This window comes from Halomicrobium sp. HArcht3-1, from assembly GCF_058933345.1.
The window spans coordinates 19,897-42,251 of the sequence record NZ_JBZYDM010000012.1; the positions used below are offsets into that span (position 1 = coordinate 19,897).

A 22,355-nucleotide genomic window follows, 5' to 3' on the forward strand; every position below is an offset into this window, starting at 1 on the left:
TCATTGCGTTTGGCGCATTGATCGCTCTGGTCGGGCTTCTGGCGGGCTGGTTTAGCCCCCGCGTCCTTCGATCGGGTGGTCTGCCAATAACAGTTGTTGTGAATACGATTTCTTTATTCACGGGAAGTTGTGAGACCACTCTCCCAAATTTCATGGTATGAGATTCCCAAATTATAGTTCTCGAAATATCCCTCAATTTTGATAGATCTGGGAGGAATAACTATCTGGGGGGACAGGTGAAGTCGGTATTAGAGACACTGGCTTTTATGACCATATGAACTAAGAGTATAGTCAATAACAGGAATTCAAGATGGTCGGAAGCTCAAAAGGATTGGCGGGTTTGGAGCGCGGCTATCTCTATCAAGATATTGTTGGAGGAATGTGTCTCCTCTCTGTATTATTTGATGAAGCAGAAGCAGTCGAAGTCGAGAGTCCAAGCCCCATAGATCGAAATGATAAGTTCGATGACGTGGTATTACACAGAAATGATGAGACGATTTGTTTTCAAGTCAAGAATGGGCCTGATTATACCTTTTCCGGGACAGATTTAGATGATAGCAGTTCTGGCCGTCTTAATCTTGAAGAATTAGTTGAGTGCGCTAAAAGTAAAAATGAGATCAATGAGGGATCTCGATTCATTGTGTTCACATCCTATAATCCTCCTCGCCAATCGGATATACAGTTAGCCGATACGTCAAGCGATTTGGAATTGTTTGGGGGATTAGAGTTTGAAACTAAAAAATTAGATGGGGACTTGGGATCGGCAGATGATGATATTGATATTGAATTCATTTTTGATGCACCAGGAATCGACGAAATACACCGAAGTGACCCGTTCCACGGTTTAGAGCAAACTGAGATATTCTTACAAATATTAGAAAACGTTTCTCCAATCCACGCGACAAAAGAGAATCCTCGCGTAAATACTCCATCAGATCTGATTTTGAGAGCTATAACGTTGAGTACAAGAGCAAGAGAAGATCCGGGACACAGGCTAACACGAAAGTCAATCTCAGAAGAGATCAATATTGCTCCGTCTCTCAGAAGGTATCCTCAATCGTTATCCGTTGACGAAGGTTGCATCCTACCGTTTTGGTTTCAACAATTAGAAGAGTCTTTAGTCGATATTGATGGCCGGACGGCCATTCAGGGAGTCGCAGGCAGCGGGAAATCGACTGGACTGGAATTACTACATAACTCGATTGATGGGTTAGAGAGCACTGAGATAGTCAGATACAATCTTTACGATCCTGATGATAAGCCATCACAGGCTGAAGACCGAATTGATCCAAGTTGGTTCCGAGACCAATTAGTTGGGGAGTTTCACCGGAAGCTCCCCGAGGTATTCAGCGAAAATAACGCGCCTATTTGGACGGGAATAGACGATCTTCAATCGCACTTAGACAAGGTAGCGGAATGGTGTTCTGCTACCGATCATAACGTGGTGATTATTATAGATGGGATCGACCATGCCCTACCAGAACCTGCTGGTAGCAACACCGAATCTGACATAGAAGGTACGGTCATAGAAGAGGTCGGACAACTGGAATTTCCGGAGCCACTTATCCCAATTTTTGTTGGGAGACCACTATCGGATGAGGTGTATTCCGTTCTGAGGATAGATCAAACCCGGACAATTTCCACGTGGGGAGGTGAAGAAATTGAAAGATACTACGGTCAAAATGGAATTTCGGTCGATGAGTCTCTAATATCTTCTGTCGAAGATGTTTCTGGAGGCCTCCCTGTGATACTGTCTCATCTTCTCAGTGAAGCTGAAATTTCCGAGGGGGATCTAGATGAAGGACTTCGGAATGCTATCGAAGAAGCACCAAATGTAAGCGGTGATTTAGAAGAATACTATGAGGAGATATGGTCTCCAATAAATCCTCATCTGCGCGATGTCCTCTCATTACAAGCGGCGAGGTCAACTGCGATACATGCTGACGTCGTTGTTGATGTTCTTAGCCTACCTTGGATGAAGAGTAAAAGCAAACTAGATGAAAATGTGCTTTCACACACCCTTGAGGAAGCCAAAAAAGACCATTATCGGATCTTCCACGAGAGTTTTAGAGAATTTATTTTAGAGAAATTGGATTCGGGTCAAGAAGAAGAAATTCACAAATCCCTATACGACTACTACTTAGATGAGCAAATAGAATCCGCATCTAATACGGACGCATTGCGATTCCATGCCGAACGGGGTCCTGGGCTTGAAGCACTCCGTGAGTTAGCAACCGTTGAGCATGTATCTCATTGGTGGCGGGAGGGTGTTCACATCAATAAAATAACCTCAAGTTTGAATTTGGCGCTTGAGGGCGCACAGAGCGTGATCGACTATGAGACTGCCCTTGATTGTACAATCCTTGGGGCAACAACTCACGGCATGCTGGATATTTATGTTGACAATCGGTTAGAATACTATCGAGCAATTGGCGATAAGAGGAGAGCGTTCAAGTTCACTAATCAGTTGAGAGATGAGGCCCCCGGCACTGAGGCTTCGCTGGAAGCAATGCAAGAAATTACTAAAGAGTGGCCTGAGGAGCTGGACAAATCTTGGCTTCAAGATTGGTATGAGAACTGGGAAGCGGCTGATAAGCCGCGTGACTGGAATCCTGAAGCATATTTCGAAGTAGCTGTGAAAAACCTAGACCCTGACCAGTTCTGGGAACACGCACGAGTGTTTGTTACCGAAAAAAGTAATGAACACTTCACGTACCAGATTTTTCGGGCAATAAGCTACAATACCGATGTATTAAAAGATAGACCGGACCCCCCTGGATGGTTATTTGATGATCTTCCAAAAACACTCGAGGCTTGTGAATTGATTTGGCATCGGATTCCAGAAGAATGGCAAACAGAACTTGTGGATCATGTACCGTCCATTGAGGGGTTATCATGTTCTGCTTTACGTACACTCCTGCTGTGTGGATACGATGAAGAGGAAATCCTCGCTGAGATTCAAGACCGGGAATTTGCTAAACCAAAGGACCACCGTGAGGATTATCCACAGCACAGTGAGGCGTTCTATGTTGGTGCAGTGTTAGCTGATACTAACCATGAACCGGACGAAATCTTAGAGCTTGTCGAAGAAATGTCGAAGCAACGATCACGACTCCACCAATTTACAGCCATCGGTGGAGCAGCAGTCACTCGTTCCTCTTCAGAGGAAGAATCATTCTGGGTTAATCATGTGCTTGATGAAGTACGGCAAATATTGGAGAATGAGGAACTCAAACGTCCTGAAGACGGCCACTCGAATTATATGTTATACCGGTCAGTTTTGCAAGATTTGATTAAAGATTTCTCGAATGTATCACAATCGGGTTCTGAAGATAAAATAGATGGTGTTTTAGAAATCGCAGATGCAAATAATTATGAAAATCATCTCGTAGATACGCTTGCTAGGGGATTTCTGAATCATCATGACCACCTCCAATCAGCAGATGAATTACCTGCTATCTGGGAAGAACAATATCAAGATCTAATTCAGGCAGTACCCGATGAGCCAATTAGCCGTGAACTCCTTGATTTAGCTCATAGAGCGGCCCACCAAGATCAGAAACAACTTGCGGAAAAGTACTTCGATAAAGCTATTGAGAGGTCGTATCGGTATGGTTATCACAAAGATGCGTTCCTCTCTGATGTTTGGGATGGACTTGAGGAAGTTGTTGACGGAGATTGGAAAGCCCATCTTGGGAAAGCAATTCAATTGATTAACTGGGCCGACCTCCTACACACTATTACTGATGGCGATAGTATAAGTCACTTAGAGTTTAAGTTCTTATCAATATTACTTGAGAATGACGTGATTGAGTACGGGACTGTACCTCAAACCGTTCACAATCTCGGCACGTCTCGACGATTGAGAAAGTGGAGACTCAGAAATCCTGATGGAATTGACTATTCAGAGCTTCAAGAACTATTACATTTGTATGAGAAATGGCGACGATCTCGCTCTCACCCGTCAAAAAATACTGAATATTTGGGAAGAGCAGCGATAATCGCCGATCAGCATGGGTGGGGAGATCTAGTGAAACACGCATTGGAACTTATGCACTATGGAGAATATGTGGAAGAAGGTCTGTCAAAAGAACAAGCAGCAACGATAGAGTCACTTTCAGAGAAATATAGTACTGCGATTCCTGATAAAATTACAAAGCAAGACAATTCGGATGACCATTCAACAGATCCAGATCCAAAACCGGAACCAATCAGTCAGGATCTCCATCAACTTCTATTGGGTCACTCTTTTGAAGAGCCTGTCTCCGTAACTGAGTTTGAAGATTACAAAACAGATGAGCTGCTGGAAGCAAGACAATTTATAATCACACATCGTGATTACCGCCCTTCCGTAGCAGCACCCTTCGCAAAGTCGCTCACCCAACGTGGTGAACATGATTCAGCAGTATCATTGTTAAAAAAGACTATCGCCGATAGACGATTATTGATTTCTTGGTATGGACCAGGTAGATTCGAAGAATTAGCAGAGGTACTCATCGAATTAGAAGGAGATAGAGCTCTTGAGATTGTCTTCGACTCGTGGATGGAGAGTGATCTAGATTCACGAACAAACCAAGCAATATTGCCCCAATTAGTTTGGATTATCAAGAGAACACAAGGGGATGCGGCAGCAATTGAGTATATTAATTATACAATGGAACAGCTACGATTATTACTCAGTCCATATGATGATAGTATCCAACGCTGGGGAGCGTTACAAAATCAACTCGGATATTGAATCAGGAGTGGTGAATTAATTAACACTCTGAGAGTCTATCTCAGACGATTGGGTTGATATATACAACATTCAGACTGTCATTGGGTTATGATATACCTTGGAAAAACCGTATGGTCTCTGAGATCTCGGGTGGATCATCAAGGTCTAACGTCACCTCATCGTCCTCAAACGCGCGGGTGAATCTGTTCGCCTTTACGAAGTTCTCCGAACTCAAGTCATGATCCTGTTCCTTGGCACCCAGCACGTTCGCTACCGTCCACATATTGTACATCAGGACGGCGAACTTGAAGTAGAACATCCGGGTCGCTAGCCGGGGCGATCCCGACTGCGCCAGAAAGTCGTGCTTGAGCATCCGGTAACTCGTCTCGACACCCCACCGGTTGCGGAAGTCGGTGGCCAGCTCCAACAGGTCGACGTCGTCGTCATCAAGTGGGATATTCGTGTAGAAGATGATCCAGTTGTCGGTCGGATCATCGGGTTCACCCTGCCGAAGTCGGGACCGCTTCTGGGACTTCACAGTGAACAACCAGTGCTTCTCGTCGTCGATCCCACCGAGACCGTGGGGAACCGCTTCAGCCTCACTCTCCTTGGCAACTGCGAGCCGCTGGAGCCCCTCGATCTTCCGGCCCGTGTCCGGGGCCTGGATGATGAACTCCGTCCCGGTCGACTCGAGCGCACGCACCGAGTCAGTAGTGTAGAACCCACTGTCCAGGTAGGCCCGGTTGAACGACGTCACCTGCGCGGCGTACCGGAGCAGCCGGCGCACGAGCGTCCCCTTGTCGGTGTCTGCCCGCGTCGGGACGGCCCGCATCGTCATCGGCGTGTTCGTGCCGACGAGAGCGAGCGTGGTGAACTGCCACGAGTAGTAGAAGTTCCGCTGGGGCTTCGTCTTCTGGATGTCCCGGCTGGCGTCACCCTGTCCGTACCACCCCCAGTCCGTACTGTCGATGGCGACCTCGTTGGTGTCATCAAAGTACTCGTGCTCGAAGGCGATGTCGAACAGGGCACCGTTGGCCTGCCGGAACATTCGCGTGACGGTGGCCGGATCGAACTTCAGAAGCTGGTGCCGGACGTTACTCGGGTCGACCGAGTTGCCCTCGCCGACCCACGACTTCAGTTCCATGTTCTCGCACGCCTGGTTCATGTGGATGTCGTGGATTGCCGCGCTGACGAAGATTCGCAGGAGGAAGTCCCGCTTGAACTTGATGCTGTCGTCGCGGTCGAAACTGAGGTGTCGGAAGACCTCGGCCCGGATTTCACGGCTGAGCTTCTTGATGTACGGCGGTTTCCGTTCCTCAGTGTCCGGCGATGGCAGCTCGTCGAACTGGTCGGCGTACCGGGAATCCTCGATGGCGGCGAGGACCTGCGCGACGACGCGGTCGAAGTACCGCATCTGCCGTTCGGTCAGCCGGTCGCCGAGTCGGTTCAGCGTGGGCTGGCTCACCGTCTCCGTGACGTTCAGCCGGTCCCGGAACTCGGGGTCATCCAGGTTCTTCGCCACGTCCGTCTCCGCCTCATCGGTCAGTCGGAGGTAGAGGTACACGCGGAAGAACTCCAGAGCGTCGAGTTTGCGCGAGAGGTCGTCGTGTTCCTCGACACCGATGAAGAGATCCCGCAGCGGGAGGCGGCCAATTGCGCGGGCGAGATCGCCGTCGGCCCAGTGGATGGCGGCGTAGAGCGCCTGCGGGAGATTCACTCCCTCGTAGGGCGGGTCGTCGCCGGGGACCAGCGGGGCAGCGCCCCAGTCGCCTTCCTCGAGGTAGTACGACTCGGGGAACTGGCCTGCTTCGGAAACTCGGACCACGTCGTCGTTCTCGTCGAGGTCGCCGGGGAACCAGTCGGTATCGACGAACGCACCGCGGGCGAAGTGGTAGAGTTCCGTTTGGTTCTCGTCGGATTCGTCGCTCATTCGTCGCAGACAGCCTCTCGGAGTTCGCGATACAGTTCTGGGTGGTGTTCTTCCAAAATTTCAGCGTCTTGTTCGAGTTCTTCTATACGACTCCGCACGCGATGAATCGCTTGATACCGCTTCTCGTCGGTAGCCTCAGCTGCTCCGGTTATTCGCTCACGGTCTGTTGTCGTCATAATGGCGCGGTATTTTCCCACGCTAAGCAGTTCGGAACTCATCCACTTCTACATTAGCATCATAGCTACTTAACTTTGCTATAATGCTAATGGTTTGCTTTGATGCTAACTACTAAGTGATAGGAGACATATATCTCTGATAGGAAGCGCGGGACACCGGTCAGAAGTTGGCCGGGGCGTGTTAGAGCACGCCCGACCGTGCTTCGCCAACCAGACGAAGCATGCCAATAAAGACATCCGCCGGACTTCAGGATTCCGGCACGGCAGACGAATCGGACACTGAGAACTTCGAAGCCGACCGCGAACTCTCGGAGCTAATCGACCAACACGAGAACACCGACTGGACCGCAGTACCGGGCATCAGCGCCGCTGAGGCCGGCGCGTGGACCGCCCGCCTGATCGAGGCACGGGAAACCATGCAGGAGGATCTGTAATGCAGCGCCGTCAGTTCCTCGCCGCTGCGGCCGCTCTCGCCGCACTCCCGCAAACGGCCAGTGCCGACTCAACCGCGTCGGGGGAGATCGTCGAAGACCGGAGCGTCACCGACGACGGGACGTACTCGGTCACGGACTGCGGTTCCGTTCCCGGCGGCCTCAATAACGTCCACGTCACGGCGGACATGAACGACGGCCCGATTGAGGTCGAAGGCGTCCACGAAGAGGGCGGCTGGAGCGGCGTCGGGCTCCGGTGGACGTCCGGCCCCATCGAGGTCGGCACCAGCCTCGATCCCGACGACGCCCGCGACCTCGCCGCTCGGCTGGTGGTCGCCGCCGATGCAGCGGAGGGGAAGTTCGATGACTGATGACACCCGCGTGACGGCTCGCATCGTCCGCACGGAGGATGGCGAGACGTTCCACGAGTACGAAGTCGGCGGCGTTTCGTACCCCTCGGCAGAGGCTCTCGAAGCGGCGCTCGAAGCACGCTAATCCCCACGAAACCATGATTGAAGACATCGACCGCGACGTGTTCGTACGGATTCAGACCGACCTGCTGGTGGTCGGAGACAGCATCATGACCGACCGGCATCACGCCTCAAACGGCAACTACGAGGACGACGACCCGCAGAACCAGATCGGCGGCATCATCCCCGCGTTCCCCCTCTCCGGGTGGCTTCGCCACGGGATGGAAGAGACCGTACAGGAGTACGGCGGGACGGCCTGCCATCCCGGCGAGGCCAACGCGAACTTCATGAAAGACGGCGTCTACGACCGCGATCTCGACGCCGGCTACCACGAGAAAGGCGCGTGTACCGACGACCCGAAGAAGGACGACGGGTGCGTAGTCTTCGACCTCTTTGGCGGCTTCGGTGGCGTTCCCGGCAAGGTGATGCGTCGCCCGATCAAGTTCAACCCCGTTCGCTCCAGCGTGGACTACACGCGCGGACAGGCCGAAGGCCACTACCGGCGGCTGAATCGGAACGTCGTCTCTCGGAACCGTGAGGACAACCGCGAACCACTGCGGAACGCAGAGATCGACGCCGTCGCCAACCTCGATGGCTGCTGGCACCTCTCCTTCCGGGAGATGAAGCCGGAGTTCATCGGGCTGCTTACCGAGGGCATCGACTTCCTCGATGCCCACAAGACCGACTTCATGCACCAGCTGGGCGGTGCCCGCAACTTCGGTGCGGGGATTGTGGACTGCGAGCTCATCAACCCGCTCTACGAGGAGCGCGAACTGAAGCGCGTCTTCGACCGCGGAAAAGGCAACACGAACGCGATGGACGAGAAGGACGACCAGTGGGCCGAAGAGTGCCGCCCGGCGTTCGTCGGCGCGCTCGAGGAGCGCATCGAGGAGGGACCATGAGCGACGACGCGATGGTCGCCGCGTACCGCCACGACGCCCACAAGATGAACGGCCAGCCCCACGACTACGCCCCGGAGACGTTCGCGGGCGTTTCCGTGAACCAGACGGTCTCCCACGGCGCGGACGGCGATGCGTCGGCGCTCAGCCGGCCCAGCGGCCAGCCTGAGCAGACCGTCGAGAACCACGAGACGCTCTACCGGCTATCGCTCATCGAGGGCGAGAGTCGGTACGACCCGCAGGAGTTCACGCGCAACGGCGTCGAGAGCGCCGTGAGAGAACTCCTGACCGAAGACGACCCAGAGACGATGCATCGGGCGTGGCTGGACAGCAACGTCGTCTCGGCGTTCACGGAGAGCGTCTACTACCCCTACACCTCGCTGAAGTACCACACGCTCCTCGTGGCGGCGCTGCTGGACAACTACCGCGACGGCCACGAGTTCGCCGACCTCCGGCTGGTCGTCGACGACGCCGACGAGATCGTCCCTCACCGGACGGTCTACGCGGGCGAGGAGTTTGCCCTGCGGATCGACGTCGACGATCGAGGGCAGCCGTCGGCCCGCCTCGGGAGTCGCCCGTGGCGGTCGTGGGCGTCGGCGTGGAACCGCCTGGAGGCACACCCGCTGGATGCCGATCACGACAAGTACGACATGGTGCTGGACGCGAACCTTCGCCGGATCGGTGCGTGGTCTACCGCCCTCCAGTACATCGGGGACTTCCGGGAGGTGTTCGACCAGTGACGCGCATCCAGCAGGTTCACTGGGAGCTGGAGATGGACTACATCGGCCACCCGTACTACGTCTCGGGGAACGCCATCCTGCACGCACTCGGCCAGCACGTCCCGCACGACGTCCACCAGCACCTCCACGCCAGCCACGGGGTGTTCGTCCCCGGCCAGTTCGGGACGTTCCCCGAAGAGCACTCCCAGAGCGGCATCCGACCGTACCTCGGGAGCGGGCTCCCGGACGTCGAGAGCTACGATGACCTGTTCCTGATGCGGAACCCGGACCATCGCTGGCTTCTCGATAGCCGTCCGCGAGACGCGCTGAACACCCACGACATCCGCCCGCAGAGCGGTCATCCGGCGCTGTCCCACGAGACGATCATGGGGAAGCCGGAGGACGCTCGCAAGCAGCAGCAGACGACGAAGTGGTACATCAACGCCTACCTGCACGCCGATGACCCCGATGCGCTCCCGCTGGGCGAGGACGTGCTTGACGGCCTCCAGTTCGGGGGCAAACGGAACTACGGCTACGGCATCACGCGGCTGAAGGACACGCAGGTTGTCGACCTCGACGACCTGGACTACTCCCGGCTCGAGGACGGCGAGGCCTTCCTCGTGGAGGTGACGACGCCGTTCGTGCTGGAGTCGGAGTACCCCAAGGCCGCCGACCAGGACGTCCCGTGGTGGTGGAAGGAGGACCGCCGCGATCTCCGTGAGCGAGAGGAGAAGATCCTCGAGCAACGGGAGGTCTACAAGCTCCAGACCGTCGACCACGGGCAAGTCGTGAAGTACGGGGGCGACCGGCCCATCGAGACCGCGAAGAGCGGTATCCTCCGGGTTGGCAGTCACTCGAAGTACGGCTTCGGAGAGCTTCGAGTGAAGCCCGTCGAACCCCGGTCAGACCAGTGTAAGAACTCAGAGAAGAACGGCGAAACAACGGAGTGAGAAATCCGAACGATGACAGGCGAATCGGCGACTAAACATCACGCGGTTCCGTGAATAAAGAAATCGTATTCACAACAACTGATAATCGGAATCGTTCTGGGTCTCGCGACCGGGATAGCAGCAGACCGTAACGATCGATCGTTCATGGAAGAGTTCGCCGCACTCAGCGGATTAAAGCAGGTGATCGTCATGTCTGTCCCGGCTGGGATCACTGTCTTAGCGATCCGCGAACTTGATCTGATTACGGTCATACCGGTAGCTTACGCCTACACTGGTGTCGCTGGAGGAATTATACTCAGCAAGGCAGACAGAGTCGTTATCAATCAGCAGTCGGATTGACCGTCACCTGAATAGAGACGGAACAACTCTTCACGGTCGTCAACATCTGCAAAAAGAATCCAGGGGGCTGTAAAGAGGATTCCGAGTAACAGCGCTTTCAACGCAGCTATTTGAACCGCGTCCATGGTTGATAATAGTATTCAAGATATTTAGTAGCTTTCGACACTCCGCTGCTGATACTGGCGGATCGTGTTGCGAAACAGCAGGATGGGCAGCACGGGTGAAGCGAAGGTAGATCGGTTGCGCGAGAATCCATCCTGAGAACGTCGTTTCGAGTGTTTCATGTGGAACGTGCGGGGCGGTAGCGGTGTTTTTTCGCTGATGTGCCCTTATGCACACACTAAGGGGGACTTGCCCACCTGCCGGGAACGACCGGCGACGAACGCTGGCGCTGGTCGATCAGACCGCCGACATGAACAGGACAGAACCGGGCCGGTGCGCGGACCCACTTATAAAGGAACGGAACGGTCGACAGCGTTGCCACTCACCTGTCGGCGGATCAGCCGATGTCTTCGAGCGGCGCACCCCAGAACGCGATCTTGTTCCCGCGGACCACTGCGGCGTCGCCTTCGATGACGCCCTTCTCGGAGTGGGTGAACGTCACCACTGCGTCGATGAACTGATCGGCGATCTTCGGACCGGTCTCCCGGGCGGCGACGTAGCCCGATCGAAGGGCCTGCTGGATCTCGTAGCGGCTGTAAGTTCCAGCGTTCAGTGTAATCTCCAGACCATCGCGATCGCCGGAGACGGACGCACCGTATCGGCGTGCCCACTGAGCGAATGCTGAGTCTGATGCCAGGAGTTCGTCACCGTCACGGACGGCCTCGATGCCGTCCTCGACCCACTCAGCAGCGTCAGCAAGCATCCCGAACAGGTCCTCGAACTTCTCTCGCATGAACTCGTCAGCGAAGTCGATCACGCCGTTGGCGGTTTGAAGCACGTCGTCAAAGGTGTCCACAGCTCGATAGACCGTTGAGGAGGATCTATCGGTCTCCTCCGCGATTCGCTCATAGTGCATCGGGCCACCGTCGGCCAGCGCCCGGACGACTGAGCGCTCGCCGGCAGACGCGTCGTCTGCAGCGAAGTGGTGCAGCGCCAGCCCCTCCTCGACCTCGCGCAGCTCGTGGAGCGGGTCCGGGTAGACGTTGATATCGCGATCAGTCTCCTGTACATCCCAGTAGGCATCACTGACGTAGACGTTGGCATCGGCGATGGTCGGTAGCCCGGCCCAATCCAGCATCGTGACGAGATACTCGTCGAGTTCCTGGTGAAGATCATCTGCGTCGAATTCATCGTCGGCATCCCACGGAATCGAATACTCTTCGCTGTACTCGGTAGAGAACTGGACCTCGATCTTCGGGTCCGTCGTCGGATCGCCCGGCCGGCGATGCTTCGTCGGATTCTTTCGACGGTAGCTTTTCAGTAGCTTCCCGACCTGCTGATCGGGCAGGAGCTTGCCGAGACCGGTTGGATTCATCGCAACGGCGTGGCGATGTCCGAACACCTCCTCGTTGTCCCACTTGTACTCGCCGGAGCCACCGCGCTGGCTGGCGAAGGTGGCAAGGCGCTCCAACAGGCCGGTCCGGGCGACGACCTGCTGTTCGACGAGATCACGGACGGCACGGACGTAGAGGGCATAGTTATAGACGCGAGACCACTCGTGCAGGTGTTCGCGAGCGAAGTAGTAGGGCTGGATGCCCATCGCATCGATAAGACCCTTCACGACATCGATGAGCTGGTCACGAGGCACGTTCGCGCTGTCGACCTGGACGCGAACCCCTTCGGGAAGATCATCGGGCATACTCTGAATCGAATCGCCACTCTCGACGTGGGTCGCGTTCGGTAGCGACGGCCGGATCTGAACGTTGACACGCTTGCGGCCGACGGCGTCGGTCGCGACGACACCGACGTTGTACTCGTAGTAGGCCTCGCCGCTGTCGCCGTCTCGGGTGGCAATCTTTCCCTGCCAGTATTTCACCTTCTCCTCGTCGTGATTCAGACGCCATTCCGCACCGGCAGCCTCGAACGTCCCGATATCGTCGCCCTGTGAGACCATCGCCCCGTTCTCTTCCTCGTACGTGTCCTGCAGACAGCGATCGAACTCGGAGACGAACGCGAAGTACGGACTCATCCCGTGGTCGCGATCGGCGAACAGGAGGTGTGCCCCGATCTCGTGAATTCCCGGATCGATCGTCGACCCACACTCGATATCAGCCCGACGCGCGGCCTCCCAACGAGCACGTTCGGCACACTCGTGAGTCGACTCGCCACCAGCACCTTCGTAGGCCTCCTGACACCAGCGACACGCTGCATTGTCGACTTTGGCGGACTCTACCGAGACCGAGAATCGCTGGACGGTCTCGTAGCCGCCGGTCAATATGGCGTCGTCCGAGTCCGTCACGTCCCGTCACCCCCACGAACAGCGGCCAGCGCTCCACGGAGTCGAGGCTTCGCGCCGTCGGCGGCATCGATGACGGTGACGATCGAAGCGTTCCGGCGGACCAGCACGGTCTCGCTGGCGGCGTGATACCGGACTTCGTCGCCGTCGAGACCGTGCGGAACAGTGATCACCACTCCCTCGGACCAGGCGATTTGAGGACCGGCGGCCGACGAGTGATCGGCACGCTCTGCCCACCGGTCGTGCGCGTGATCGGTCACGTGGATGGGCGTCACGAGTCGTCACCTCCGTCGGTCGCGACGGCGCTCGTCTCGCCGCTCTCGGCGGCGCTGTCCGATTCGTCGAACAGATGCGGGTATCGCCCCCGAAGCGATCCGAACGCGCGATCTGACTGGAACGTGGCCCGATCCTCGGGATCGTCCACGTCCTCGCGGTCGGGGAACGTCGTCTCGACCGGTGGAAGGTCCCGCGGCCCGTCACGCTCGTCGACGCGCTCGTCGCGATCGCCGTGCAGTTCCAGCCACTCCTCACGCTGGTCGAGCCACTGGAGGATCTTCGCTCGTGGCTCTCGACCGTGTTCGCTGGCGATGATCTTCTCGGCTGCCTTCCAGGCCCAGACCCGTTCGAGCCGGTCGATGCCTTTGATGATCGAGCGAACGACCTGCCGTCGTTGCTTGTGGTTCAGCAGGTCCCAGTCGAGCCATCGGGCAGCCTCGTCTGCGAGGTCGTCGTCGAATCGCCGGCGCTGCCGCTGGGAACCGCCCTGATTCCGGGAGGGCATCCCTATCGCTCCTCCACCGTTGCAGCGCGTGGCTGCTCGATCTCTGCGGGATCGAAGAGACTGCCCCAGCTGATCTGGGCGTACTCCGATCGCGAACTCGCGGCGTCGATCCAGCTGTGAACCAGCGCGTCGACGGCCGTCGCCGGGATGATCTTGAGCGCGACCGCCGGCCGATCGACGGTGTCGCGACAGACCACGAAGAGGTACGCGCCGGCGCTGTCGAGCAGCGTCTCGTGCTGGCTCCGCCGGATCTTGAACCGCCCACGCCGGCCGTCGGCGTAGGTGCGGATCGTGCTCTTGATCTCGACGATCGAGCCGCGTTCGAGGAGACAAATCCCGACGAACGGGATCGTCTCCGACGGCGTGATCAGCGTCGTCGCGACGGCGTCGTAGTGCTCGGCGACTTCGTCGGGAACGAGCTGGAGGGCCGGGACGTGGTCAGTCGTGATCGTAATCTCGACACCGATCCCAGCGCGTTTGTTCGGCGCGAGCGAGGCGTCGAGGCTCATAGCCCCAGATCACTCCAGGAGTGGCCCGCGAGATGGGTCGCGTACTGCTCGAAGTCCTCGCCGCGTCGATCCCCACAGAGCGGGCAGACGATGATCGTGAGTTGTTCGCCCTGGCGCTTCTCGGCGGAGGTCTCGGCGATCACTGCGACCCCTCCCGGTCAGTAGCCGCGTCGACTGACCGATGATCTAAGTTTTGAACCGGAGATGAGCAACTCCAAGGAGAGCGTACAGTATTCCGAGCCCGGCGAACACAAGACCCTCGTCTAATATCCCCAGTACTGCCTGCAAGAGCCCGATTAAGATCATCGCAACCCCGATGAGTTGCATCTTTCTTACCTTCTTCATAGCATCTGTTTCGATCTCTATGAACATGATATGTACCGCCCGTGGACTGACCACCGTCGGCGACGACTGGCGTCACGTCGTAGCGATCCTGTAGGACCGCACGGTAGAACACGCGATCACTGTGATCGTCGACGGGATCGGCATCCTCTGGGTCGATCGCGAGGACGCTGGCGAAGTCACGCTCGGGAGTCGCTTTCCCGTCGTCGTCGAGGACGGCGTCCCAGTCGCGAACGTAGGCGCTGCAGCCGTCACAAGCGACATAGCAGACACGAACGGTCGGTTTGTCGCGATGCGGGCCGTCGACGATTTCGCCAGCGGTGTCGACACCCCACTGCAGCGAGACGCCGAGCTTGATCTGGACGGCGTAGTAGCGCTCCTGACCGTCGTCGGGAACCTCATGACGGGCATTGTCGGCCCATGTCGACGGGATACGGTGCGTCCGTTCAGGTTTGAACCGCCACTCTCGACCGACGGCAGTCGGCGAGTCGGCACGGGACATCTACGCGTCACCCCCTGCGACGCGGCGAGCGTCCTCGATCGTCGTCACGTCCTCCCGGCTGAGGATGTGCGTGACGCTACTGTACTCGGAACGCTCTGTCGTCTCGATGTTCTCTGTCGCGCCGCCCTGCTCGACAGAGCGGTGCAGCGTTTTCGACCACCGGCCGAACAGCAGATGCGTGACGTGGTCGGGGATCTCACCATCGGGGAAGCACAGCCCGCACAGGTCGAAGGTGCGTCGACGAGACGAGTCGACCCCGCAGCGCCGCCAGTGGCCTGACTTGTAGCAGGCCGACTCCTTCTTCGGCGGTGTCATGGGCGACACACCCCCTCGTCCAGCGCGGGGCATCGCTGGTTTGGTTCGTGAATGAAACCACCACAAAAGTTACAAATGAGCCGATTTTCGTGGTCGGGGCGGCTCATTGTGACCACCTCCCAGACCGGCCGCTAAGTGTCGGAGAACCCTGGAAAAAGGGTATATAGGTAGTGGGCCGGCGCGAATTCGAATCGCGGTTACGGCCACCCGAAGGCCGAAGGATACCAAGCTACCCCACCGGCCCGTGACGTAGCATCCCTAAAGTGGGAGAGGGCCGATTTAATGGTTGCGAATCGGGAGAGGGGTGGCTGTTCTCGCTCCTGTCGACTCAGCGGCCGGACTGAACACAAAATATTTACCGCAGTCGGGTTACTCACTATCTGAGTAACTATGACGATCTTCATCACTGGCGGCGATGGCTACCTCGGATGGCCGACCGCGCTCCGCATCGCGAACAGGACCGACGACCGTGTTATTCTCGTCGACAATTTCGGCCGACGTGAGTGGGTCGAGGAGGTCGGCGCGACGAGCGCAACGCCGGTCGCGAGCATCGACGAGCGGCTCGAAGCGGCCCGCGAGGTCCACGGCCTGACGAACCTCTCTTTCGTCGAGGGTGACCTCGTCGAGAAGTCCTTCGTCGACGAACTGCTCTCGGTGCACGAACCCGAGGTCGTCGTCCACACCGCCGCGCAGCCCTCGGCGCCCTACTCCCAGATCAACGGCGAACGGGCCAACTACACCCAGCACAACAACCTCCAGGCGACCCGGAACCTCCTGTGGGGTCTCGAAGCACACGACCTGACCGACACCCACTTCATCGAGACGACGACGACGGGCGTCTACGGTGCGCCGGAGTTCCCGATCCCCGAGGGTGGGGCGACGATGGAGAACGACGGCGAGCGCGACGACGTGCCGTTCCCGGCGATGGCTGGGAGCTGGTACCATCTCACAAAGAGCCACGACGCGGCCAACATGCGACTGGCCCACAAGCAGTTCGACATCCCGATCTCCGACGTTCGGACCGCGATCGTCTACGGCACCGAGACGGCCGAAACGCGCGACGACGACCGCCTCAAGACGCGGTTCGACTTCGATTACTACTTCGGGACCGTCGGTCACCGCTTCGCTGCCCAGGCCGTCGCCGGCTACCCGGTCACGGTCTACGGCAAAGGCGAGCAGCGCAAGCCGTTCATCAGCCTCGAAGATTCCGTCGAGGGCCTGGCACAGCTAGCCCTCGCCGATCCCGACGACCGACCGGACGATCTTACGGTCTACAATCAGGTGACCCGGGCCATCAGCATCGTCGAGATCGCAGAGACCATCGCCGAGGTCGGCAGCGAGTTCGATCTGGACGTTGCCGTCGAGCACTTCGAGAACCCGCGCGACGAGGACGAGACCCACAAGATGGAGATCGAGAACGACAACTACGACGACCTGATCGGCGGGCAAGACCAGACCTTCGAGGCGGGCGTGCGTGACATCTTCGAGACGCTGACCCGCTACGACGAGACGATCGTCGCCCACGAGGATCGATTCCTGCCGGGCGTACTGGAGGAGTGACGATGGACGTGCTGGTCACGGGTGCGTGTGGGTACATCGGGAGCGCACTGCTCCCGCTGTTGGGCGACGACGACCGCGTCGACCGTCTCGTCGTCCTCGACAATCTCACCGACGGTTCGCCACGCGCGCTCATGGGCTCGCTCGACGACGGACTCGACTTCCGACGGGGCGACGTGCGAGAGTACGGCGACGTCGAGAGCGCGATGCGCGACGTCGACCGCGTCGTCCACCTCGCTGCGATCACCGGTGCCGCCAGCACGCACGACCGGCGCGATGAGACGTTCGCCGTCAACTACGATGGGACCGAGAACGTCCTCACCGCGGCGGGCAAACTCGGCGTCGAACACGTCGTCTTCGCCTCCTCGTGTAACGTCTACGGACGGGCGACCAGCACCGACATCGACGAGACCGTCGACCCGGACCCGATCAACCCCTACGCCGAGTCGAAATTGGACTCGGAGACGCTGCTCGCGGAGTACTGCGACGAGTTCGACATGTCCGGCACGGCCCTGCGGATGGCGACGAACTTCGGCGACTCGCCCGGCGTACGCTTCAATCTCGTCGTCAACTACTTCGTGTTCCGCGCACTGACCGGGCGACCGCTGACCGTGTACGGCGATGGCTCGAACTGGCGGCCCTTCATCCACGTCGAGGACGCCGCGCGAGCCTACGCCGACGCCGTACTCCGTCCCGACGACTGGTCCGATCTGGTGTACAACGTCGGCACCAACGAACAGAACTACCAGATCGCGGACATCGCCGACATCGTCGCCGACGAAGTCGCGCCAGTCGACGTCACGTACCTCGAAGACGAACATCCCGGCCCGTCGTATCACGTCAACTTCGACCGCCTCGCGTCGACGGGCTTCGAAACACAGTGGACGCTCCGCGAGGGCGTCCGTGATCTTGCAGACCGATTCAAACATGACTGAAGCAATCGACACGCCCCACGTCGCCGTCACCGGTGCCGCGGGCTACATCGGCAGCCGCGTCGTTCACGACCTCCCGGAAGCACATCCCGACTGGGAGATCACCGCACTCGACAACTTCTATCTCGGCGACGTTCGTGCGGTTGGGGATGTCACGGTCGAACACGTCGATATCCGAAACCGGGATCGGCTGGAGGCGGCGCTGTCGGGGGCCGACGTGGTGTTGCATCTCGCTGCGATCTCCGGTGTCGACGACTGCGAGCAACAGCCGGATCTCGCCTACGAGGTCAACGTCGAAGGGACGAACAACGTCGCGTGGTTCTGCCGCAAGACCGGCGCGGCGCTCGCCTTCCCCTTCTCGATGGCCGTCATCGGCGATCCCCAGGAGTTCCCGATCACTGTCGATCATCCACGCGACCCACTGAACTGGTACGGCCGGACGAAACTGCTGAGCGAACGCGCGATCGAGGACTTCGCCGACGGCGCGTTCCCGGCACACCAGTTCATGATCTCGAATCTGTACGGGGAACACGAGATCGGCGGCGAGACGGTGTCGAAAGGGACCGTGATCAACTTCTTCGTGAACAAAGCGCTGGCCGGCGAGACGCTGACGGTGTACGAGCCGGGGACGCAATCGCGGAACTTCGTTCACGTCAAAGACGTGGCACAGGCGTACGTGAAGAGTGCCGAGCGGTTGCTCGAGCAGTTGCGCGACGGGGAGACCGGTGTGGAAAAATACGAGATTGCCAGCGATGAAGATCCGAGCGTGCAGAACGTCGCCGAGATGGTCCGCGATGTGACGATCGAGACCGGTGGATGGACGGTTGACGTGGAAATCGTCGACAACCCACGTGGTGACGACGAGACGCTGGTCGAGTCGTTCGCCGTGGATACGAGCACGGCCGCAGAGACGCTGGGATGGTCCACTCGGCGCGATGTCGTGTCCGCTGTCCGCGAGCGATTCGCCGAAGCGGTCGAGTGACGAGTTCGACACCAACCTTTAGAAGCGGCGATCGCTTTTTGAAGTACTACGTAGAGCAATAACGATGTCAGACCGCGATTCTCGATCGATGGCAACAGCATTTCTGCAAGCGATACGCGCCTCGCGGAGCTACGCGATCGGCACTACAGCACGGGAATGGGTCACAGAGAGCACCGTCGCAGCCTTCGTCTCAGACAGTAGGGGGCTACAGATCATCCTCCTATCGATCGTCGTGTTCAGCGCTGTTCGGATCGCGACGAGTTCACTCCACATCGGGGTGCGGTTTGCCAGTTTCGTCGCCCTGTTTGCGGTCGTTTCGAGACTCGTGTGGCCACTTGCCGATCCGACTGAGTGACTCCCACCATTTGTCGAGGACGGGTGCAGCGAAGACGACGAGCAGCAGTGTGAACGGAATGCGGTGGCGGATCGTCGTCCCGTAGTTCGAGTCGATCAATCCGTAGCCAAGCACCCCGCCCGCATAGAAGATCACTAGTGCCGTGGCGGTCGCACGGTCTATCGGGCGCGCCCGAAGCGATTGGTACGCTGCGACAGTAAGGACGACGAGAATCGGTAGCGAGCACAGCGCCAGTAGGTCAAAACCGGTGCGCACGTGAAATGGGAACGGCGCGTACTGGAAGTACACTGCACGCCCCGGGGCGGAAGCGAGCACGTCGAACCACGAGTCGTACGTGGCCCCGGGAAGGTACACCGCGCCGCCGACCTGACGAGCGAGCATCCGCCGTTCCAGCGCTTCGATCGTGTTCCGGGCCCGGAACACGAGGACGCCGACGAACCCGACTCCGCCGGCCAGGAGTGAGATCGAACCGAGCGGTACCTGTCGACGTGACACCCAGTCCAGCGTACGGACACCGAGACCGGCGACGGCGGCGAGCAGACAGAGCAAGAACAGCTCGGTTCGGAGCCAGCCAGTCAGTCCCAGCAGCGGGACCGCGAGGACGAACGGTCGCAGATCCGCTCGCTCGATGCCGTCGACGAGTAGCGCCAGTGTCGAGATTGCCAACAGTACCGCCAGGGCGTCCCGCATCGGGACAGTGAGGAACAGGAATGGGAGCGGCAAGAACAGGCTCGTCACGACGACGCCGGCGTCTCGCTTCAATTCGGGGTACACTCGCTGAGCAAGTGCTGCCAGCGGGATCGCAGTCACCACCGCAAGCAAGCCGTTGACCAGCGCGACGTTCGTCTTGTCGACGCCAAACATCGCGTAGACGACTGCCTGGAACGCACCGAACGAGACGACCGTCGCGGGGTCGGCTGGCGTCCCGCCCGCGAGATAGGTCAGAGCGGTCTTGTGGAACCAATCGGCGTCCCACCCGTAGGGAAGCCGCGGCAGGACGATCGTTGCGACGAAGACGTGCCCGGCCAGCGCGACGCCGCCTGCACGAGTGAAAACCGGATCGTCGTACCGACGAACGACGAACGCGAACACCGTGACGACGACGAAGGCTGTGGCGAGCATAGTCAGTAGCTGTCAGAGACGACACCGCTGTTACGAAGTCTGTCGTACCACGTCGCGAACACGTAGACGCTCCAGAGGAACTTCCCGTGTTCCCCGCCGTGGCAGTGGTCGTCGTACACGTCGAGTACTGCGCTCGTATCGAGGAACGCCGCGGGGACGGTACGGACGAGGTCGCGGAACTCGTCTGCGAGATCCGCAACGAGCCAGCGGCCGATCGGCATGTCGAACCCCTGCTTCTCGCGCTGGCGGATCTCCGGCGGCAGTACATCGCTGAATGCTCGCTTGAGCACACGCTTTCGTTCTCTCCCGGTCAGCTTGTATCGCCGTGGCAGACCGAACGCATCCTCGAACACCTTCGTATCGAGGAACGGGACCCGCACTTCGAGGCTGTGGAACATACTCGCCCGGTCGACTTTGTGGAGTATCTGGCTGGGAAGCCCGTACCGCGTATCGACTGCCTGCATACGTGTCAGTGGGTCTCGGCGGTCCTCTGGGAGCCACGCTGTCGCGTCGCTGTGTGCCGCCGTCAGGTCTTCTCGGCCGGCCGCGACTGCATCGACAGTCACTGCGCCGGCCGCCCTGTCATCCGGGAGACGGACCCACTCGAAGTGACGGTCGGGAACAGTTTCGATTCCGCCACGGGTAAACACCTGTAGTTGTCGAACGAACTCGCCGGACGACGACGCTCGCGATGCTGGCAAGCGCGCCACTGACGGCTCGATAAGACGTTCTCGAACTGCATGGGGCACTGCTCGGTAGTACTTCGAGAGGTACTCTCCACGGTATTTGTCGTAGCCGGCGAACAGTTCGTCGGCACCATCGCCCGACAGCGCCACCGTGACGGCGTCGCTGGTCTCGCGAGCGACGACCGAGGTCGGGATCAGCGACGGGTCGGCGAAGGGTTCGCCGAGACGAGACAGTACGTTCGGGACCGTCTCGCGGAGATCGTCCGGCGTTACCGTGTACACCGTGTGGTCGGTCCCGTGGTAATCGGCGACCGCTTCAGCGGCCCAGCATTCGTCGAACATCGCGTCCTCGAAGCCGACGGTGAAGGTCTCGACGGGTTCGTCGAGCAGCGACGCCATCACGCCGACGACGATACTTGAATCGAGCCCGCCGCTCAGGAACGCCCCCAGCGGCACGTCGCTCACCAGCCGTCGCTCGACGGCGTCCTCGACACGCGCTCGGAGTGTGTCGGCCGCTACGTCGAGATCCGGCGCTGTCGCAGATACGTCCGGCTGGTAGTATCGGGTGCGGGTGGTTTCCGCGGCCGTGATCGACACTCGTTCGCCCGGTCGGACCTTCCAGGCGTTTCGGAAGGCTGTCCGCGGGGCTGGCACGAACCCATTGGCGAAGTACGACGCAATCGCTCGCTCGTCGAGGCCGCCGTGGTCGTAGCCCGCCGAAAGCAGTGTCGAGAGCTCCGAGGCGAACGCGACTTCCGCGTCGGTTTCGAGGACGACGAGCGGCTTGATCCCCATTGGATCTCGTGCCAGCAGCAGTCGCTCGCGGTCAGCGTCCCAGAGGGCGAACGCGAACATGCCGTCGATCGATCCGACCAATTCCGGGCCGTCCTCCTCGTAGAGATGGACCAGCACTTCGGTGTCGCTCTCGGTGGTGAACTCGTGGCCTCGACGCCGCAACCGGTCACGCAGTTCGCGGTAGTTGTAAATCTCGCCGTTAAAGATCACGACGATGGAGCCGTCTTCGTTCGTTATCGGCTGGGCACCGCCCTCTGGATCGATGATCGATAGCCGTCTGTGTGCAAGGCCGACCGGCCCGTCCAAGTAGGTACTCGCGTCGTCCGGGCCGCGGTGGGAGTGACAGTCGTTCATCGCCGCCAACGCCTCGGGATTGGGTGCCCGGTCACGTGCGAAGAGGCCGGCTATCCCACACATCGCGTCACCGAGGCCTCGACGGAGTATCGGT

At 58.7% G+C, this 22,355-nt stretch carries 22 protein-coding genes and 1 tRNA gene; 11 read left to right on the forward strand and 12 right to left on the reverse strand.

The genetic code is table 11. The features are described 5' to 3' along the window. Positions 1 to 340 precede the first annotated feature (340 nt). Positions 341 to 4,738 carry a hypothetical protein gene (locus AC5FRW_RS17025; protein ID WP_493569666.1) on the forward strand — a complete coding sequence of 1,466 codons (4,398 nt, stop codon included), beginning with the start codon at positions 341 to 343 and terminating at the stop codon, positions 4,736 to 4,738. A gap of 85 nt (positions 4,739 to 4,823) precedes the next feature. On the opposite strand, the gene AC5FRW_RS17030 is transcribed toward AC5FRW_RS17025, so the two are convergent. Next, complete coding sequence (locus AC5FRW_RS17030; RefSeq protein ID WP_493569667.1) at positions 4,824 to 6,542, reverse strand: transposase; 1,719 nt, start codon at positions 6,540 to 6,542, stop codon at positions 4,824 to 4,826. Positions 6,543 to 6,643: 101 nt separating this feature from the next. Beyond that, complete coding sequence (locus tag AC5FRW_RS17035) at positions 6,644 to 6,865, reverse strand: hypothetical protein (RefSeq protein WP_129786818.1); 222 nt, start codon at positions 6,863 to 6,865, stop codon at positions 6,644 to 6,646. A 179-nt stretch (positions 6,866 to 7,044) separates the two neighbouring features. Here AC5FRW_RS17035 and AC5FRW_RS17040 point away from each other — a divergent pair, with 179 nt between their 5' ends. The 7 genes from AC5FRW_RS17040 (at position 7,045) to AC5FRW_RS17070 (ending at position 10,631) form a co-directional block, all read left to right on the forward strand. Beyond that, positions 7,045 to 7,257, forward strand: a complete 213-nt coding sequence (locus AC5FRW_RS17040; RefSeq protein WP_207212772.1) for a hypothetical protein — start codon at positions 7,045 to 7,047, stop codon at positions 7,255 to 7,257. After that, positions 7,257 to 7,625 (forward strand): hypothetical protein, encoded by a 369-nt coding sequence (locus AC5FRW_RS17045; protein WP_129786816.1) that lies wholly within the window; start codon positions 7,257 to 7,259, stop codon positions 7,623 to 7,625. The genes AC5FRW_RS17040 and AC5FRW_RS17045 overlap by 1 nt, the downstream gene beginning before the upstream one ends. Continuing rightward, positions 7,618 to 7,749, forward strand: a complete 132-nt coding sequence (locus AC5FRW_RS17050; protein ID WP_277985844.1) for a hypothetical protein — start codon at positions 7,618 to 7,620, stop codon at positions 7,747 to 7,749. Before AC5FRW_RS17045 ends, AC5FRW_RS17050 begins: the two co-directional genes overlap by 8 nt. Positions 7,750 to 7,762: 13 nt before the next feature. Beyond that, the gene (locus AC5FRW_RS17055) at positions 7,763 to 8,626 is read left to right on the forward strand and encodes a hypothetical protein (RefSeq protein ID WP_129786814.1); all 864 of its coding nucleotides are present in this window, start codon (positions 7,763 to 7,765) and stop codon (positions 8,624 to 8,626) included. Beyond that, positions 8,623 to 9,363 (forward strand): DUF8168 family protein, encoded by a 741-nt coding sequence (locus AC5FRW_RS17060; RefSeq protein ID WP_129786812.1) that lies wholly within the window; start codon positions 8,623 to 8,625, stop codon positions 9,361 to 9,363. The genes AC5FRW_RS17055 and AC5FRW_RS17060 overlap by 4 nt, the downstream gene beginning before the upstream one ends. After that, positions 9,360 to 10,292 carry a hypothetical protein gene (locus AC5FRW_RS17065; RefSeq protein ID WP_129786810.1) on the forward strand — a complete coding sequence of 311 codons (933 nt, stop codon included), beginning with the start codon at positions 9,360 to 9,362 and terminating at the stop codon, positions 10,290 to 10,292. The genes AC5FRW_RS17060 and AC5FRW_RS17065 overlap by 4 nt, the downstream gene beginning before the upstream one ends. Before the next feature lie 144 nt (positions 10,293 to 10,436). Continuing rightward, positions 10,437 to 10,631 carry a hypothetical protein gene (locus tag AC5FRW_RS17070; RefSeq protein ID WP_493569668.1) on the forward strand — a complete coding sequence of 65 codons (195 nt, stop codon included), beginning with the start codon at positions 10,437 to 10,439 and terminating at the stop codon, positions 10,629 to 10,631. Between the two features lie 499 nt (positions 10,632 to 11,130). Here AC5FRW_RS17070 and AC5FRW_RS17075 read toward each other — a convergent pair whose 3' ends face one another. From AC5FRW_RS17075 to AC5FRW_RS17110, 8 genes are all read right to left on the reverse strand, one after another. Next, positions 11,131 to 13,032, reverse strand: a complete 1,902-nt coding sequence (locus AC5FRW_RS17075) for a DUF7845 domain-containing protein (RefSeq protein WP_493569669.1) — start codon at positions 13,030 to 13,032, stop codon at positions 11,131 to 11,133. Further along, complete coding sequence (locus AC5FRW_RS17080) at positions 13,029 to 13,304, reverse strand: hypothetical protein (RefSeq protein WP_493569670.1); 276 nt, start codon at positions 13,302 to 13,304, stop codon at positions 13,029 to 13,031. The genes AC5FRW_RS17075 and AC5FRW_RS17080 overlap by 4 nt, the downstream gene beginning before the upstream one ends. After that, entirely contained in the window at positions 13,301 to 13,810 is a 510-nt protein-coding gene (locus AC5FRW_RS17085) for a hypothetical protein (RefSeq protein WP_493569671.1), read from the reverse strand. Before AC5FRW_RS17085 ends, AC5FRW_RS17080 begins: the two co-directional genes overlap by 4 nt. A gap of 2 nt (positions 13,811 to 13,812) precedes the next feature. Next, entirely contained in the window at positions 13,813 to 14,319 is a 507-nt protein-coding gene (locus AC5FRW_RS17090; protein ID WP_493569672.1) for a PD-(D/E)XK family putative nuclease, read from the reverse strand. Beyond that, positions 14,316 to 14,462, reverse strand: coding sequence for a hypothetical protein (locus AC5FRW_RS17095; protein WP_493569673.1), 147 nt, complete (start codon positions 14,460 to 14,462; stop codon positions 14,316 to 14,318). The genes AC5FRW_RS17090 and AC5FRW_RS17095 overlap by 4 nt, the downstream gene beginning before the upstream one ends. A 43-nt stretch (positions 14,463 to 14,505) precedes the next feature. Then, entirely contained in the window at positions 14,506 to 14,691 is a 186-nt protein-coding gene (locus tag AC5FRW_RS17100; RefSeq protein WP_493569674.1) for a hypothetical protein, read from the reverse strand. Positions 14,692 to 15,163: 472 nt separating this feature from the next. Continuing rightward, positions 15,164 to 15,478 (reverse strand): hypothetical protein, encoded by a 315-nt coding sequence (locus tag AC5FRW_RS17105; RefSeq protein ID WP_493569675.1) that lies wholly within the window; start codon positions 15,476 to 15,478, stop codon positions 15,164 to 15,166. A gap of 171 nt (positions 15,479 to 15,649) precedes the next feature. Continuing rightward, positions 15,650 to 15,722: transfer RNA gene (locus AC5FRW_RS17110), tRNA-Pro, on the reverse strand. 146 nt (positions 15,723 to 15,868) lie between these two features. On the opposite strand from AC5FRW_RS17110, the gene AC5FRW_RS17115 reads away from it, so the two are divergent. The 3 genes from AC5FRW_RS17115 to AC5FRW_RS17125 are packed head-to-tail and all read left to right on the forward strand — an operon-like array spanning position 15,869 to position 18,949. Continuing rightward, entirely contained in the window at positions 15,869 to 17,038 is a 1,170-nt protein-coding gene (locus AC5FRW_RS17115; RefSeq protein ID WP_493569676.1) for an NAD-dependent epimerase/dehydratase family protein, read from the forward strand. 2 nt (positions 17,039 to 17,040) lie between these two features. Then, on the forward strand, positions 17,041 to 17,970 hold the full coding sequence (locus AC5FRW_RS17120) for an NAD-dependent epimerase/dehydratase family protein (protein ID WP_493569677.1): 930 nt from the start codon (positions 17,041 to 17,043) through the stop codon (positions 17,968 to 17,970). Beyond that, positions 17,963 to 18,949 (forward strand): NAD-dependent epimerase/dehydratase family protein, encoded by a 987-nt coding sequence (locus AC5FRW_RS17125; protein ID WP_493569678.1) that lies wholly within the window; start codon positions 17,963 to 17,965, stop codon positions 18,947 to 18,949. The genes AC5FRW_RS17120 and AC5FRW_RS17125 overlap by 8 nt, the downstream gene beginning before the upstream one ends. Positions 18,950 to 19,211: 262 nt before the next feature. Here AC5FRW_RS17125 and AC5FRW_RS17130 read toward each other — a convergent pair whose 3' ends face one another. Next, the gene (locus AC5FRW_RS17130; protein ID WP_493569679.1) at positions 19,212 to 20,426 is read right to left on the reverse strand and encodes a hypothetical protein; all 1,215 of its coding nucleotides are present in this window, start codon (positions 20,424 to 20,426) and stop codon (positions 19,212 to 19,214) included. A 2-nt stretch (positions 20,427 to 20,428) separates the two neighbouring features. After that, positions 20,429 to 22,324, reverse strand: a complete 1,896-nt coding sequence (gene asnB / locus AC5FRW_RS17135; protein WP_493569680.1) for an asparagine synthase (glutamine-hydrolyzing) — start codon at positions 22,322 to 22,324, stop codon at positions 20,429 to 20,431. Between the last annotated feature and the right edge of the window lie 31 nt (positions 22,325 to 22,355).

What these genes read in the sequence shown, in the direction of transcription:
- AC5FRW_RS17035 (WP_129786818.1), bottom strand. Translation starts at nt 6,865, where the DNA reads ATGAGTTCCGAACTGCTTAGCGTGGGAAAATACCGCGCCATTATGACG.
- AC5FRW_RS17040 (WP_207212772.1), top strand. Translation starts at nt 7,045, where the DNA reads ATGCCAATAAAGACATCCGCCGGACTTCAGGATTCCGGCACGGCAGAC.
- AC5FRW_RS17045 (WP_129786816.1), top strand. Translation starts at nt 7,257, where the DNA reads ATGCAGCGCCGTCAGTTCCTCGCCGCTGCGGCCGCTCTCGCCGCACTC.
- AC5FRW_RS17050 (WP_277985844.1), top strand. Translation starts at nt 7,618, where the DNA reads ATGACTGATGACACCCGCGTGACGGCTCGCATCGTCCGCACGGAGGAT.
- AC5FRW_RS17055 (WP_129786814.1), top strand. Translation starts at nt 7,763, where the DNA reads ATGATTGAAGACATCGACCGCGACGTGTTCGTACGGATTCAGACCGAC.
- AC5FRW_RS17060 (WP_129786812.1), top strand. Translation starts at nt 8,623, where the DNA reads ATGAGCGACGACGCGATGGTCGCCGCGTACCGCCACGACGCCCACAAG.
- AC5FRW_RS17070 (WP_493569668.1), top strand. Translation starts at nt 10,437, where the DNA reads ATGGAAGAGTTCGCCGCACTCAGCGGATTAAAGCAGGTGATCGTCATG.
- AC5FRW_RS17085 (WP_493569671.1), bottom strand. Translation starts at nt 13,810, where the DNA reads ATGCCCTCCCGGAATCAGGGCGGTTCCCAGCGGCAGCGCCGGCGATTC.
- AC5FRW_RS17090 (WP_493569672.1), bottom strand. Translation starts at nt 14,319, where the DNA reads ATGAGCCTCGACGCCTCGCTCGCGCCGAACAAACGCGCTGGGATCGGT.
- AC5FRW_RS17100 (WP_493569674.1), bottom strand. Translation starts at nt 14,691, where the DNA reads ATGTTCATAGAGATCGAAACAGATGCTATGAAGAAGGTAAGAAAGATG.
- AC5FRW_RS17105 (WP_493569675.1), bottom strand. Translation starts at nt 15,478, where the DNA reads ATGACACCGCCGAAGAAGGAGTCGGCCTGCTACAAGTCAGGCCACTGG.
- AC5FRW_RS17115 (WP_493569676.1), top strand. Translation starts at nt 15,869, where the DNA reads ATGACGATCTTCATCACTGGCGGCGATGGCTACCTCGGATGGCCGACC.
- AC5FRW_RS17120 (WP_493569677.1), top strand. Translation starts at nt 17,041, where the DNA reads ATGGACGTGCTGGTCACGGGTGCGTGTGGGTACATCGGGAGCGCACTG.
- AC5FRW_RS17125 (WP_493569678.1), top strand. Translation starts at nt 17,963, where the DNA reads ATGACTGAAGCAATCGACACGCCCCACGTCGCCGTCACCGGTGCCGCG.
- AC5FRW_RS17130 (WP_493569679.1), bottom strand. Translation starts at nt 20,426, where the DNA reads ATGCTCGCCACAGCCTTCGTCGTCGTCACGGTGTTCGCGTTCGTCGTT.
- asnB (WP_493569680.1), bottom strand. Translation starts at nt 22,324, where the DNA reads ATGTGTGGGATAGCCGGCCTCTTCGCACGTGACCGGGCACCCAATCCC.